We start from the raw sequence: 14,770 nt of genomic DNA, 5'->3' as shown, positions 1-14,770 counted from the left end.
TACATGGGATGTGCTGGGAATGGTCGGTCAACTGCTCGTCGTGAAGTTGATATTTTTTACCTGCTTCGGTGTATTTGCCGTGAGCTTCGCCGTCGCTTTCTGGGTGATAATCAGGGTGCTCTATAAGACGGACTGCCTGGTAGATAAGTCGGAAGATCAGTGCCTCAGCTGGCGGGAACGGCAAGCGCGCAAGCGCAGCCGCTTCGACAGGTACTACGTCGCCGAGGAGTTTCGCTCATTGCGCAAGGCGGCCACCATCGCCCAGACAGGTTGCGCTTTATCCTTCGGCTCCCTTCTGTTGCTGGGCTTATTGTTTGGCGAAAGAGCGTCTCACTAGGTTCGAACCACTCCTTCCGGTCAAATGCCCATCAAACCTGCGATCAGCGCCGCGTCGGCGGCTTCGTGGCGGCGCGGCGCTGCAGCGCGAAACGCGCGGCCGAGCAGTTGATGTCGGGGACGAGATCGTAGGTCTGCTGGTAGAGGCTCTGCGCCAGCGTATTGTTGCCGCGATTTTCCGAGGCGAGGGCTGCAAGTGCCGTACGCTTGTAGGCCTCGACGATCGGCTCGGCGGCCTTTGCCAGCGCCGCGTCGTCAGACGGTTCGGCTGCAAGCGAAAGGGCGGCATAGGTTGCGTCGCCATCCCTGCCGACGCGGCCGCCGACAGCGCCGTTAAAGCTTTGCTCGGAAACTTGGCGCATGCGTCGGGCATTCTTGATGCATGTCGGAATGCGGGCGGCTTCCGCATTGATGCGCTCTGCCGTTGGGCCACTTTCCGCGCTGCCGCTGTCGGACAGGATGACGTAGCCGATGACGCCGACAATGACGAGATAGGCGAGACCCATGCCGGCGAGGAAGGCCGGCTGCTTGAAGAGCGGCTTCTTCGGCTTGTCGTCACCAGTCTTGACCGCCTCCTTCTTCGGCGCCTCCTTGGCGGGCGCTTTCTCCAGAAACTGGAATTCGACATCCTTGCCGAGACGAAAGCTGTCGCCGGATTTCAGCGAGGCCGTCTGCAGCAGCGCCTCGCCGCGCAGCATGATCGGGTTCAGCCCCATGCGGCGGATGATGAAGCCGCCGTCGGTCTGCTTTTCGATGCGCGCATGGATCGGCGCCAGGAAGGGATCGTCGACGACGATATCGGCGTTCGAAGCCCGGCCGATCGACATTTCGGGCCGGTCGAGCGCATGGCTGCGGCTCTGGCCGCCGGGGCCGGTCTGCAGCAGGCTTGGTTTGTTTCCGCGGAAGAAGGAAAAGGCCATGATCAAAACATCCCACTCGACATCATCTCGACAATTGCCGGCGCCAGCACCAGAAGCAGGATCGACACGACGATCATCATCGCCGGCATGACGATCTTGGCTTTCAGCTTTTCACTGGCCCTGTCGGCTTTTTCCCAGCGGCGGAAGCGAAGGTCGCGCGCGTGTTCGCGCAGCAGTCTCGACACGGTTGCTGCCCTCGACCTCGCCCTGGATCACCGCGCGGATGACGCGGATGACCTCCTCGGCGGTCATCCTTCGCTCCAGGCGCTGCAACGCCTCGACCATGCCGGTGCCGAGCGCCACGTCCTTCAGCGTCTGGTCGATCTCTTCGCTCATCACCGTGCCGGGTGCAGCCGCGGCATAAAGCCTCAGGCTTTCCGGCAGGGTCGCCTGCGCCTGCTGGGTCATGACGACGAGATCGAGGAAATAGGGAAATTCGCGCGAAATGCGCTCCTTGCGGTCCTGCATCTTGTCGTCGGCGACTACCCAGAAATAGATGGCGGGGATCAGCCCGAGGATCAGCCCGGCGACCAGCCCGCCGATGATGCTGCCGCTGGCAATGCCGAACAGCACCCCGAGCAGGATGAAGCCGAAGAGGCTCATGACGACGAGCAGCGCGATATATTCCCGCCCGGTGACGCCGCCGAAGGGCCGGCCGCCATAGATCAGCTTCTGCTCCAGCTGGGCGCCGTAGTCGGCCAGCCACGGCTCGAAATGCAGCAGCACGAATTCGACCGGCGTGCGCATGCCGACGCTGTCGACGATATTGGGCGGCGGGCCGTCGCCGCCGCGGGAGCGGCGCACCACCTGGATGCTACCGAGCAGATCGCCGATCCACCAGACGAAGAGGGCGGCGGTGATGCCGGCAAAGACGATGGCAAGGCGGCCAAGAGGGATCGCCGACATCAGACCGACACCTTCATCATCGAGCGCATCCAGAAGAAACCGGTGGCATAGAGAATGGCGCCGACGATGGCGATGACGATGCCGATGGCGTTGCCGAACACCTTGTCGATCAGCTCCGGCTGGCCGAAGAAGATCATCAGGATCATGAACAGCGCGCCGCCGTTGACGACGCGGAAGTTCATGCGCGCCTGCGACGACGAAGTGGTGATCTTCTGATCGAGCTTCCAGATCTCCTTGAAGGATTTCGACATCTCGGTCAGCGGCTCGGAAATATCGCCGCCCTGGCGGGCAAAGAGGCCGAGGGCCGCATCGACCATCTTGAAGTGCAGGCTCGGCACGGTGCGGCCGTGGCGGTCGAGCGCCTCGACCAGGCCGATGCCGAGCTTCTGTTCGCGGGCGATGCGCTCGAACTCGCGCGAGGCCGGCATCTGGCCGGTGTCGGCCACCGCATTGACGGCGACGGCGAGCGGCTTGCCGGTGCGCACCGCCGAGACGATCTGGTCGACCGCATAGGGAAGCTGCGATTCGATCTGCAGCCAGCGCCGCTGCAGGAAATAGCGGATGACCGCCTTCGGCAGGAAGAAGGCGACGGGAATGGCGATGACGATGCCGAAGATCGGCCCGAAGATCAGCGAGATCAACAGGAAGACGACGATTGCCGTGATGCCGTAGGCCAGAATCATCGTATAGGGCGGCACGGCATCGCGGCCAAAGACCTGCGCCGCCTCGCTGGCGAGCGCGATATCGCGTTCGGTGGCGCGCAAAAGCGGTGCGGGCCAGCGCACCGGCGCGCCCCAGACGAGCAACCCCGCCGTCACCGCCCCGAGGGCGACCGTAAAAATCTGCAGAATGCTGATATCCATGGCTTTTCTCTCAGACGAACATATCGAGTTTTTCGATTTCACCGTCTTCGCCGAACTCGACGAGTTCGGCGACGAAGCTCGGCAGATAGCCGGTGAAGGCATGCACCGCCTGGCCGCCGGCGCGGCCGACGAGATGGAAGATCGGCTCGACGATGACGAGGCCGGTATCCGGATCGATGCCGATCACCTCGGATATTTCGGTCACCGCGCGCCGCCCGCTTTCCAGGCGGTTCAGCTGCACGACGAGCTCGACGGCGGCGACGATCTGCTGGCGGATCGCCATCACCGGCAGCGAGCTCTGGCCCTGCAGCACCATCACCTCCAGGCGGGTCATCATGTCCTGCGGCGTATTGGCATGCGCCGTCGTCATCGAGCCGGCATGGCCGGTGTTCATCGCCTGCAGCATGTCGATCGCCTCGGCGCCGCGGCACTCGCCGACGATGATGCGGTCGGGGCGCATGCGCAGCGCGTTGCGCACCAGATCGCGGATGGTGACGCTGGTTTCGGACTCTGCCGTTTTCGGCCGCGATTGCAGATAGACCACATGGATGCCGTCGAGCTGCAGTTCCGACGTATCCTCGACCGCAACGACGCGCTCGCCGATCGGGATGAACTGCGACAGGCTGTTCAAGAGCGTCGTCTTGCCGGAACCGGTGCCGCCGGAAACGACGATGTTCTTGCGGGCCCGCACCGCCGCCTCGAGGAAGGCGCGCATCGGCTCGCTGAGCGCGCCTGCCGTCACCAGCTTGGAGATGTCGAGCCGAGATTTGCCGCCAAATTTGCGGATGGTCAGGCAAGCGCCCTTGACCGCCAGCGGCGGAATGACGGCGTTGACGCGCGAACCGTCGGGCATGCGGAAGTCGGCCATCGCCTCGCTCTCATTGATCGAGCGGTTGGAATCGACGGCGATGCGCTCGATCACCTTCATCAGCTGCCGCTCATTGGCGAAGGCGAAGGGATAGCGTTCCAGCAGGCCGAATTTTTCGACATAGATTTCGTCGTAGCGGGTCACCATGATTTCCGAGATGACGTCGAGATCCATCAGCTCCGAGATCGTGCCCCAGCGATACATCAACTCCTCGATGTTGGAGCGCAGGTGCATATGGGCGATCTCGTAGCGGTCGCCGGCATTGAACAGCGCCTGGCGGGACTGGAAGGCGGCGCTGAAGCGCGTGTCGAGCTGGGCGAAGTCGGCGCGGGTGGATTCGAAGTTCAGCTTCAGCTGCAGTGCCGAAATCAGCGCCTTGCCGACATCGAACAGGCGGCGGTTGTCCTGCTCCTCGCGCGACAGGCTGGCGGCCGTCGACGAGGCATCGCGCCGCCCGGTGCGGGCAATGCGTTTTGCCAGCCAGCGGTAGACAGCGTTCTTGATGACCAGGATGACCAGATCCTGCGGGGCGGCGTCGAGGGCCTCCTTGATGAACATGTCGAGCCGTTCGCGGATGCGGTTGCGCGTGTCCTCGCGGCCGAAATCGGAGGATTTGACCAGACGGTCATATTGCGTGTCTTTTAGCAGTCGCTCATGTATCTCCATCTGCAGCGCCAGCACCCGCTCCTGGTCCGGAAACTGCGTCACCGCCTCGGCCGCCGCGGCCGGTTCGACCAGTTCGATCGTGACGTTCGGCACCCAGATCGACATGCCGGCCGAGACCGCGACCGGCGTGCCGGCCCGCAGCGGCTGATCGTCGACCCGCGTCGGGTTGCGGCCATGATGCTGCACCGACCAGCCCTGGCCGGATTTGCGCAGCACGAATTGCGGCGAGGAGACGTGGCTGCCGCGCAGCCGCACAACCCCGGCGCCGGCCGGCAGCGTCAGCGTACTGCTTTCGCCGACGAAATAGGTCTCGTTTGCCGAGAGCGGGATCACCTCCCGGCCGCTGCCGTCCTCATAGGAAATCTTCAACAGCATGGCTTATTCCCCCGCAACGCTCACATACGCGTCCAGTTGATGCTCGGCAGTTCCTCGACGCTGTTGTCGGCCGGATTGCGCAGCACCATGTTCAGGCTGCCGTTCGACTGGCCGAGCGCAAAAATCAGCATTTCGGCTTCCGACGGCGTCACTTCGACGGTCACGTTATTGTAGGTGCTGTTGGCCTTGGTGATGGCGCCCTCGGCCGTCGTCGCGGCGCCGACGGCCAGCACTTTGACATTCTGCAGGAAGGTGCGGGTGACGACGCGGGTGCGCGAACTGATGCCGAGCTTATAATCCTGCGCCTGCTTGCGGTAGGCGTTGACGTCATTCTCGTCGGCGCCCGGATATTGGGTGAGATAGTTCTTCAGCATCTGCTCGACCGGCGAGGCCGGCTGGGCCGGCTGGACCGGAGCGGGCGACTGTCCGGGCACCGCAGCAGGCTGACCAGGGGTTCCGGGCTGAGCTGCGGCGGCCGGCGCCACCGGTTCGACCGGCTCATCCACGGTGCCGATGATATCGACATAGCTGCCGGGCTCGACGAAGTGACCGACGGCGGCGGCGGCGTTGACGGGAAGGGTGAGCGCCCGTTTGCCGGGCGCAATCATCGTCGTCAGGCGTCCGCCGTCATTATCGTCGAAATACTGGAAAAGCAGCACCGAGCCGGCCGGAATGTCGGCGGCGGCCGTCCTGTCCTTCAGCCATTCCTGGTAAGCGCTGGCAGCAGGAACGGCAAGCTTGGCAAGCGCCCCGAAACTTTCCGGCAGCATGACCGGTTCGGCGAGCATGTCAGGCGTGATCGCCTGACCTCGCGTCACCTTCCGGTCCGGCTGGAGCCGCATGAAGGCATAGGCAACCTGCTCATTCTTGACGCTCTCGGTCCAGAAGTAGAGCAGAACGCCGGTGATCAGCCCGACGATGACGGCCGCGATGAGCTTCCAGTTCATGGTGTTGTTCCTTCGACGAAGGGTTGCCTGATTTGAATGACCTCGACGGTCCGGCCGTCGCTCTTGCTGCTGGTGTAGAGAACATTGGCCTCGACGCTGCCGCGCCGGCCATAGAGAGCCGTGACCCCGCCGCGCTCAGCCGCTTGCGTCTCGATGGTGAAGCCGTCACGGGCGAGAAGATCGGCGCGCGCATCGGCCCAGCGAACCGCAGACAGCGAGCCTTTCGAGACGACCGTGCGCGACGTATGGCCCTTGTCGCGGTCGCCGATATCGCTCAGCACCTCGACGCCGGCCGGCGGACGCAGCGACGGCGGCAGCTTGCTGGCATCGGCGGGTGCTGCAAAGGCCGGCAGCGACGACGCCACGTCCTCGAAGCGGGTCATCAGCACCTCGGTCACCGGCGCACCGGTGGGGCGGCGGATCATGATCGACACGCCGGGGATCGGCGCCCTTGCCGAAGGATTGGCCGGGTCCTGCCGTCGGAGATAATCGAGCGCTGCCTCACCGTCGCCATCGAAGAAGCGGACCACCACGGCGAGATCGTCGCGGATGCGGCTGGTTTTCGGGACGATGAGCATATTAGCGGCGATGACGGCCGTCAGCTCTTCCCTGTCGTTGCTTTTCGGCAGGGCAGGGCGGGTATTGACGGCCAGCACCCGCAGCCATTCGTCGGTGATCTCGGAAATGCTGCGATCGCTCTGGTAGGGCGTGAATTCGAGCGGTTGGCCGTTGATGACCAGATCGCGCGGCGCCCGCTCCGGCGCGCCGAGAATGCCCGCCAGCGTCGAATTCAGCGTCGCCCGGAAATCCTTGTAGACCTCGGCGCGGCTCGGCGTGACCGCGACCATGGCGACAAGCCCGATACCGAAAGCGGTGGCCAGCAGATGTACGGAGATGCGCGCGCCCTGTCTCATCTTATTTCGCTCCCGGAAAGACGCCGTCAAACAGATCGCCGGAATCGTCGGCCACATCGCGGATTTCCCGACGCAGCGTCGGGTCGTAGCCGCGGCGCGTGGTGTCGTTGTTGTGCGAGGCAAACAGCGTTGCATCGTCCACGGTGAACGCATCCTTCCAGCGGATGCTCCTGATCGTATCGAGGTCGTCGGAATCCCTGAAATTTGTAGACGCGGTCGGCCGTCGCAGTGACGAGCTGCGGTTTTTCATTGGCGAGGTCGCCGACCATATCGCCGAAGTCGCGGCCGTCGCTCTTCAGCGTGTTCTGGACGTCGTCCCAGACGAAGGTGCGCTGCGGCTCGCCGCCGCCTTCGTGCGAGGGCGTGCGCGAGCAGCTCATGGCGTCGCGTCCGGGCAGCGCCGGCAGAGAGGGGAGTGGAAAGACGTTCGAGAAATCCGAGGTGCAGTCCAGCCCGTTCGCCTCGGCGAAGGCGGCGTTGCGCATGGCCAGCATGGTGCCCACCTTCTTGGTCGAGATCCTGTTGGCATGGATCATGAAGATCACGATGAGCAGGATGACCGGTGCGGCGAGCACGAATTCGATCGAGGCCAGGCCGCGGCTGTCGCGGTGCAGCCGCATCATCAGGCCACCGGCCAAAGCGCCGCCGGTCGTCTCAATGTGTGTTGACGGCAGCCCAGGCATTGGCTCCTCCCTGGTCGAAGACGCGGGTCAGGCCGGTGAAACTATCGGCGGCCGGGCTCTGCTTGATGGTGTTCGAAACCTCGCCGGTATTGTCGGCGAGCGTGGCAGGCGCCAGCGATGCAAGCCAGTCCTGCGTATAGAGATCGAAGGCCGTGTAATTATGGACCCAGCTCTGCGCGAGCGCATAGGCGGACGGCGTCTTGTCCTTGAAGATGCGGATCTGCAGCCGGGCCCGCGGCGCACGCGAAACGATCGCCAGCGTCTGGTAGTCGTCGAGCTGCTCGCCGCCGAAGGGCGTGAAGTTGAAGGGGATGCGGCCCTTCAGCCAGTAAGGCTTGGGGAAGGAGATGACCGGCAGGGCGGCACCCGCCACAGAGATCGCCCCACCGGCCGGCCCGCAGACCTGGTTCCAGATCATGTCGAACTTGCGGGTGAAATCGTTCTCGTCTTTTGTCTGTGAGTCCGAATAGCGCGGCGGCACGTCGATCGGCAGCTGGAAGGGGTTGGTGACGCCGAAGCCGACACCGAAGACCTTATCCGCCAGCCAGAAGCTGACATCGAGCGCTGCTTCTTCCAGCCAGCTGAGATCGCCGGCATATTGTTCGACGATCGCCTTGAACGGCACCTTGCTCAGATAGGCCGGGCCGAAGGCTTCGTAAAAGATGTAGAAATTCACCAGCGTGCTGTCGATGCCGCTTTCGTGGTTGACAAAGTCGCGGATATGGCTGCCGTCGACGCCGCCTGCGGTCAGCGGACCCTTGCCGTTGGGGAAGCCGCGATTGGCGAATTCGCCGCGCATCAGGAACGGGTCCTGCCCCTCCGTACCCCTGCTCATCGCAAGGCACATTTCAGCATAGGCCGCGGCAGGATTGACGCCGTCGCGATCGACCGGCAGGTTGCCGCCGGCACCTTCTCCGGCGTCGTTGCAGGATTCGCACGGCGGATGGAAGACGACATGATCCGACTTGTTCAGGCGCACCAGATGCAGGGCTTCGTTGCCGACGCGCTGCGGAAAGCTCTCGACGAGGTAGTCGTTGAGATCGTTCATGCCGTCGATGATGTCGCTGGACTTGTTGATCAGGCCCCAGGGATCATAATCGATCTGTGCTTTCACCGTATATGCGATGGCGATGGTGGCTTCCGTCGCCCGGAACCCCTGAAACGCCAGGCAAGCGCCGTAAATGATGCCGCCGACGATCGGGACCTTCTGCCAACCAGGGCAATAGGGCATCGGCGGCATCGGCGGCAGAAGGGACGCCGGGCCGAAGCCCTCGGTGAAGGAGTATTCGGCGAGTTTCGCCAGAATGGCGGTCGAGCGCAGGGCCAGTTCCGCCGTGGTCAGCTGAAAGGCAACCGAGGTCGCCATGACGACGGTGGCCTGCGAGGAGGCGACGTTGTTCATCGCCATGATGTTGAGATAGCGGGCTTCCCAATCGGCATGGACGAGCGCGGCGGCGTCGGCCGTGTCCTGGGTGCGCTGCTTGTCGTAGATCATCTGTCCCGTGTTCAGGATCCAGACGATCATCAACGCGAGCGCGATCGTCATGTAGAGAATGATCGGCGACAGGAAGCCGCGTTCGTCGCGGTGCAGGCGCTTGATGAGGGTCGGTGTCATAGCAGGTTCACCTCCGCCTTCGAGATCGTGTAGTAGCGGCCGTCTTTCCTCTGGCCGCGGGCAAAGACCCAGCCGGCATATTCGAGCAGCAGGAAGCGCGCTTCGACCTTGGCGGTCACCGGCACATGCGGCGAACGGTTGATGGCGGCATAGAGCGCCATCGGCGCGCGATCGACCGTCACGGTGACGTTTTGCGGGTCGAACATGTAGCGGGCCTGGTTGCGCATCGCCCGCCAGTTCTTCGAAAGACCGGAGGCATCGGCAAGGCTTTTCAGCGCCTCTTCCGGCGGCTGGCAGGCGCCGACGCATTTCAGCTGGTCGTAGGGGGCAGCCGGGATCAGCGCCAGGCGGGCGGCAAGATCGGCTTTCCCTGGCGCGGCATCGTCATCGCAGGTCTTGACGTCAATGAAGCTCCGGATGGTGATCGGCAGGGCCGGGCAGAAATAAACGCGGGCGCTGCGGGCTGCCGCATAGGCGGCATAATGGGTGAAGAGGTGGTTTTTCGCCAGGATCGCGAACTGAAAGACCACGAACATGAAGAAGACGAAGACCGGCGTGACGAGCACGAAATCCATCATCGTCGTGCTGCCGGAGATATCGCCGTGCAGCTCCGATATGCGGCGCCGGCGGGCGGAAAGCCGCGGCAGCAGCAGCATCGAGGCAAGCAGGATCATCGCGATCGCAAAGGTGCCGAAGAGCGCGCCGTGATCCTCGGGGATCCAGAAGGTCCGTGAGTGCAGGATCGAACTCCAGAAGGCACCGTCGAAGAGGGGGCGTTCGAGTTCCGCGCGCATTGCCGTTACCTCACGAGTGAAAGAGGGGTGAAATCGGGCATGAACAGGCACCAGAAAAGTCCGAGAGCGGCGGCAACGCCGAAGCGGACGGTATGATGTGTCTCGCGCGGCTTCAGCACCGAAGCGGCATCGCGGAAACCGGCAGGCAGAAGCAAAGCGAACAGTCCGACGTTCCTAGCCAGCACGCTCCACTGAACACGCCGCGCCATTGAGAACAGAGCGATCACGCCGCCGACCATCAGCGCTGCGAGCGTCACATCGATGGCGGGCCAGAGGCCGAGAATGGCGCCGAGCGCCGCCATCAGCTTGACATCGCCGCCGCCGCAGCTGCCGGCTGCGAAGGCGATGATGAAGATCATGCCGGCCGCAATGAGGCCGGCAAAGGCAAGGCCGATCCCTGCGAGACCTCCGCCGGCTGCCGCCAGCATGAAGCCGGCAAGCAGGCAGGGATAGGTCACGGCGTTCGGGATGTGACCCTGGCGGTGATCGAGCACCGCCGCGGTCGTGGCGCAGGCGACGGCAAGAGCCGCCGCCGCAGGCATCAGGGTCAGATCATAGGTCGTATCCATGATCCCGGCCCGCTTATTGACCCGGCTCGGGAATTCTCTCGGCATCCGAGAGCGCCGTGTTCTTTTCGTTGAACCATTCGCCGATCTGTTTGCCGAATGCGAGCAGAAGCAGCATCAGCGGAATGACGATCAGGGCGACGGCGAGGACGATCTGGGCCATGTCGCCGCGCTCGTCCTGGTGAAGTGCAATTGCGAGAGTCTTGAGTTTTCCAAACATCTGCGTATTCCTCGTTCCTAGGTTTGTTTCGGATCGAAGACCTGAGAGAAGATTACCAAGCATACGGCATCGATCCGAACCAGCACGTTGCTCGTTCCAATGATATGTTCTGCTTCAGCTTTTCTTCCCCGGCGGCCAACGCTTGTTGAGCAACACCATTAAGACCCAAGAGTGCGCCCAAGGCCAGCCCTCCGTCAAGCAAACGGAACGAAGGGTTCCAATTGTCTTGGAGGCGTCTCTTGATGAAACGGAGTTGACGGCGGTAATTTTAAACTAACCGACTGAAGACGTTATAGTTTTACCCCGAAGAAGCAACTTGGCGGCGGCTTTGCCAACTGTCTCCGACTGCCCCATAATTGGTCAATTCTTTCAAGGCGATAGAATAGACGACACGGCGCACGTCCTATCGGCCGCTCGCGCGGGACGCGACCATGGCGTTGCTTGGCGATCTGGATTAAGCTTCACCGACATTATGGGCCTCGCCCTTCAGTCGTTCCGGAGAAACGAACCATGGAAACGATGAGCAGCATCCTGATACTTGCATTGGTCCTCATTCCATTGATGATGTTCTTTCCAACCGCAGTTCAAATGATGGCGACATTGTTCGGCATGAGCACGGTTCTGGTGGGGATGCCGCTCTGATGAAGGCCGTTTCCGACGACGCCGCCGAACAGGCGACCTTCCAGGTCCTGACCCGGGCGCTGGACAAGCTCTTGGGTCCGATCCGCTTCCTGCTCGACGATCCGAGCGTTTCCGAAATCCTGATCAACGGGACATCCGATATCTTCGTCGAACGGCGCGGCAAGCTCGAACGCGCCGACACGCGGTTCGCCAGCCGCGAGGATCTGGAATCGGCCGCGCGCAGCATCGCGCAATTCTCCGGCAAACGGCTGACGCCGGAGGAGCCGAGCGTCGAGGCGCGCCTGCCGGATGGTTCGCGCGTGCAGATGATCCAGCCGCCGGCTGCCCGCACCGGGCTCTGCATCTCCATCCGCCGCTTTTTGAAGGAACATCGCAGCATTCGCGATCTCGTCACCCAGGGCAGTCTGACCGAGCAGTCGCTGACGCTGCTGCAGGCGGCCGTCGGGCTGCAGAAGAACGTCATCATCTCCGGCGGCACCGGCACCGGCAAGACGACGATGCTGAACGCGCTGTCGGAAGCCTTTGCCGATCACGAGCGCATCATCGTCATCGAGGACACCTCGGAACTGCAGATCCGTAAGGAACACGTGGTCTATCTCGAAGTCACGAAGCCCGACCGTTTCGGCCGCGGCGGCGCCAGCATCCGCGACCTGTTCCGCTCGTCGCTGCGCATGCGGCCCGACCGCATCATCGTCGGCGAGTGCCGCGGCGGCGAGGCGCTCGATATGATCCAGGCGATGACCTCGGGCCATAGCGGCAGCCTGTCGACGGTGCATGCCAACACGCCCTACGACGCCCTGCACCGGCTGGAAACGCTGGCGCTGATGTCGGATATCGACATGCCGCTGCGGCCGCTGCGCGCCCAGATCGCCTCTGCCGTCGACGTCGTCGTGCAAATCGCCCGTTTCAAGCGCACCGGACGACGCCGGGTGATCGAGATTTCCGAGATCAAGGGCCTCAACGAGGACGGCCAGTATATCGTCGAGAGCATCTACAAGCTCGAGGGCGACGGACATTCCAATCCCGATGGCGCACTGCTGTGGACCGGTGTCGTGCCGAGCTTTGCCGCCGATGCGGTGGAAGAGCTGCAAGGTGCAGAGCGCGCCGAATGGATGACGCCTGCCGCGCGGGAAACGGCTTGAAGCCTATTGGCAGACGTTCGGAATCTGGTGCCTTCGAGGGAAGGGAAGGCAAGCGTGTTTGCCTTCCCCGGTTGTTTACCGGCGCTTTTTACGCCAGGGCGCATTCTGCTGCCAGTCGCCGGCCATGATGCTCCCGTAGGGGATCACCTCGTCGACCACTTCGGCGAGACCGTAGTGCTCGATCTGCGCCCGCACGTTCGCAGCGCTCTTGTAGGCACTCGGCAGTTCCGACACATCGGCCGGCCCTGCGCGAGCGCAAGGAGGACATAGAGCCCAATCTCGACTTCGAGCTCAGGCGCTATCTGGAACGAGAAGGCGAAAATGTTACGTTCAACAAGGAAGCACGCGAACGCTATCTTAGTTTCGCAACTGGCCCGCAAGCAGTCTGGAGTGCCAACTTTCGCGACCTGTCGGCTTCGGTGACCCGCATGGCGACCCTCGCGCCGCATGGACGCATCACGATTGACGTCATCGATGATGAAGTCCGACGGCTGAATGCGTTTTGGCGCGGTTCGAGTGACGACGGCAAGATGGACCTGATCATCGAAGACGTGCTGGGTGCAGAAGCTGCTACTCGCCTCGATCACTTTGACGCAGCCCAGCTTGCCGCTGTTCTTCATACCTGCCGTCAACATGCCACGGCAAGTGCTGCGGGCAGAGCCTTGTTTGCGATCACGCGACTTGAGAAAAAGAGCAGCAACGACGCCGACCGCCTGAGTAAATATCTCGCGCGCTTCAGTCTCAGATTCGAGGACATTCGGAAAGCCGGATAAAGGCTTGTGGTAACCGGTGTTTCACTCCCACGTTGCCCTGTCTGGGCTAATCTGTGATCGGCTTTCCATGGACGAGCAACGGGAGTTTCTCCATGGAGAGTACATTGGAGGTTTTCACGACCAGAAAGTCTGGGCGTGAGGTTCACCTATCGAAAACCTTCTGAAGCAAAGCACACGTTCCACTTGATGCCGCTATTTAACGCATTATTGCTTCAATGTCACAGCGGAAGGAACCTCTCAGCCGAGACCTTCTCCAATCCTGCATTCACGCCAGAGCTACTGTACGCTGCAAATCTACGATGTTGCCTCATCAATCACACGCCCCATGGCATATGACGGCTGGTAACCTGGCAACACGTTGCCAGTGGGTCTGATGGAACGCATCAACGCGTCTCGGGACTTGCCTACGATTGCACCTGCTTTTCGCAAGCCAAAAACGTAAGGACCCACGTCAGCAGGCAGTGAATTGAGCGACAATCCCAACTCTTTATCGGAAAGATGGGCGACAGATGCTGCCAGTTCAGCGACCTTCCTTTCCATCGCCGCGTATTCCTTCGTCAGGAGGAGTACGATGTTGTCAAAATCGCTCCAAAACTCTTCCGGCAAATCACGACGAATCGCGGCCATGTCGTCCCCGGCGGCCATTGCTTCCCAGATTGCCAATGGCGTGCAGCGTGAGATCAACGCATGGATACGACGGTACTCGGAGCCTTTGAGTTTGAGGCGCAAGCCATTTGTGAATCTAACGACAAATCCCTCGTTGTCGCGTGGGAGCGTTGCAGTATGGAGCATCATGTCCGCCATATTCCCGAACTCATGGCGTTCGGCCGCACGCCATCCCAACGCTTGGCTGGTCGTTCGAACCTCGTCGTAGGTTACTTCAAGACCTGAAGCGTGGTAGGCCGCCAACATCACCATGGCAGGCTCCGCATATCGCACGACCATTCTGTTTTCCGGATATACCGCCTCGAACAGATATGTCGTATCCGGCGACAGACCTGAGAGATCGTGGGCATCCAAGCGTGCTTGAGCCCATAGGGCCTGTTCGGAGTCGAACGCGCCTTTGGTGGCTGCGTGCCAACGGCCAGCATCATTGAACACGATTATCAGACTACCATCGAGCTTTTCGAACGCCTCAAACGGCAGATCGGGTACTTTGCCATGCCGCTCGTCGACATTGAAAAACTTCGGAAACGGCGTGGCAACGACCCGACCAGCGCCCTCGTCCACAATGAGACCGCGAGCGATCAGCGAAAACTGATCCCAACCATCCTCATATACGCACCGGGGGGTATAGATGTAGAGCTGCAAAGTACCGGTTGCGTTCTGACGGCGATGGACATGGCCGAGCCCTTGGGCTCGCTTCAAGCCAGCGATAAGGTCGGGAAACGGGATTTGGCGTGCAGGGTGTATCGGGTCGTTCATCTTTTCACAGCACCCTCTTTTATCGCCTTCCGAATTATTTTTGGCTGAATTTATCAATTGTTCAGCCGTTCCACGCCGTCAAACGCGATTTACTAATAGATTTGATTGTCCGCTG

11 protein-coding genes and 5 pseudogenes are annotated in these 14,770 nt (G+C 62.0%); 3 read left to right on the top strand and 13 right to left on the bottom strand.

The window, feature by feature from the left end:
- Positions 1–19: 19 nt before the first annotated feature.
- Positions 20–337: a hypothetical protein gene (locus MF410_RS26180; RefSeq protein WP_097625727.1), complete on the top strand. Its 318-nt coding sequence runs from the start codon at positions 20–22 to the stop codon at positions 335–337.
- Between the two features lie 43 nt (positions 338–380).
- Here MF410_RS26180 and MF410_RS26175 read toward each other — a convergent pair whose 3' ends face one another.
- The 11 genes and pseudogenes from MF410_RS26175 to MF410_RS26125 all read right to left on the bottom strand — a co-directional run bounded on the left by MF410_RS26175 (position 381) and on the right by MF410_RS26125 (position 10,673).
- Positions 381–1,256, bottom strand: a complete 876-nt coding sequence (locus MF410_RS26175) for an FHA domain-containing protein (RefSeq protein ID WP_097625728.1) — start codon at positions 1,254–1,256, stop codon at positions 381–383.
- Between the two features lie 2 nt (positions 1,257–1,258).
- A pseudogene (locus tag MF410_RS26170) lies at positions 1,259–2,162 on the bottom strand (type II secretion system F family protein).
- On the bottom strand, positions 2,162–3,025 hold the full coding sequence (locus MF410_RS26165; RefSeq protein ID WP_049735009.1) for a type II secretion system F family protein: 864 nt from the start codon (positions 3,023–3,025) through the stop codon (positions 2,162–2,164). The pseudogene MF410_RS26170 and the gene MF410_RS26165 overlap by 1 nt, the downstream one beginning before the upstream one ends.
- A 10-nt stretch (positions 3,026–3,035) precedes the next feature.
- Positions 3,036–4,934 (bottom strand): ATPase, T2SS/T4P/T4SS family, encoded by a 1,899-nt coding sequence (locus tag MF410_RS26160; protein ID WP_097625730.1) that lies wholly within the window; start codon positions 4,932–4,934, stop codon positions 3,036–3,038.
- Positions 4,935–4,954: 20 nt separating this feature from the next.
- Positions 4,955–5,881 (bottom strand): RcpC/CpaB family pilus assembly protein, encoded by a 927-nt coding sequence (locus MF410_RS26155; RefSeq protein WP_097625731.1) that lies wholly within the window; start codon positions 5,879–5,881, stop codon positions 4,955–4,957.
- Positions 5,878–6,795 carry a hypothetical protein gene (locus MF410_RS26150; protein WP_097625732.1) on the bottom strand — a complete coding sequence of 306 codons (918 nt, stop codon included), beginning with the start codon at positions 6,793–6,795 and terminating at the stop codon, positions 5,878–5,880. Before MF410_RS26150 ends, MF410_RS26155 begins: the two co-directional genes overlap by 4 nt.
- Before the next feature lies 1 nt (position 6,796).
- Positions 6,797–7,478, bottom strand: a pseudogene (locus tag MF410_RS26145) (TadE family protein).
- Positions 7,450–9,093, bottom strand: a complete 1,644-nt coding sequence (locus MF410_RS26140; protein ID WP_131710773.1) for a Tad domain-containing protein — start codon at positions 9,091–9,093, stop codon at positions 7,450–7,452. Before MF410_RS26140 ends, MF410_RS26145 begins: the two are co-directional and overlap by 29 nt.
- Positions 9,090–9,887 carry a TadE/TadG family type IV pilus assembly protein gene (locus tag MF410_RS26135; protein ID WP_097625735.1) on the bottom strand — a complete coding sequence of 266 codons (798 nt, stop codon included), beginning with the start codon at positions 9,885–9,887 and terminating at the stop codon, positions 9,090–9,092. The genes MF410_RS26140 and MF410_RS26135 overlap by 4 nt, the downstream gene beginning before the upstream one ends.
- A gap of 5 nt (positions 9,888–9,892) precedes the next feature.
- A complete protein-coding gene (locus tag MF410_RS26130) occupies positions 9,893–10,456 on the bottom strand; it encodes an A24 family peptidase (RefSeq protein ID WP_097625736.1) in 564 nt (187 codons plus the stop codon).
- Between the two features lie 13 nt (positions 10,457–10,469).
- A complete protein-coding gene (locus tag MF410_RS26125; protein WP_003563674.1) occupies positions 10,470–10,673 on the bottom strand; it encodes a hypothetical protein in 204 nt (67 codons plus the stop codon).
- A 472-nt stretch (positions 10,674–11,145) separates the two neighbouring features.
- On the opposite strand from MF410_RS26125, the pseudogene MF410_RS26120 reads away from it, so the two are divergent.
- A pseudogene (locus tag MF410_RS26120) lies at positions 11,146–12,457 on the top strand (ATPase, T2SS/T4P/T4SS family).
- 75 nt (positions 12,458–12,532) lie between these two features.
- On the opposite strand, the pseudogene MF410_RS26115 reads toward MF410_RS26120, so the two are convergent.
- Positions 12,533–12,706: pseudogene (locus MF410_RS26115) on the bottom strand (RNA-splicing ligase RtcB); the annotation flags it as partial.
- Between MF410_RS26115 and MF410_RS26110 the strand changes: the two are divergent.
- A pseudogene (locus MF410_RS26110) lies at positions 12,697–13,230 on the top strand (sigma 54-dependent transcriptional regulator); the annotation flags it as partial. The pseudogenes MF410_RS26115 and MF410_RS26110 overlap by 10 nt on opposite strands.
- A 294-nt stretch (positions 13,231–13,524) precedes the next feature.
- On the opposite strand, the gene MF410_RS26105 reads toward MF410_RS26110, so the two are convergent.
- A complete protein-coding gene (locus MF410_RS26105; protein ID WP_097625739.1) occupies positions 13,525–14,655 on the bottom strand; it encodes an RNA ligase in 1,131 nt (376 codons plus the stop codon).
- Between the last annotated feature and the right edge of the window lie 115 nt (positions 14,656–14,770).

Origin of the sequence: Rhizobium sp. C104 (assembly GCF_022354505.1) — a bacterium.
Classification (GTDB): Bacteria; Pseudomonadota; Alphaproteobacteria; order Rhizobiales; family Rhizobiaceae; genus Rhizobium; species Rhizobium redzepovicii.
The sequence above is the reverse complement of the archived record's forward strand: the minus strand, read 5'-3'. Positions and strand labels throughout refer to the sequence as shown.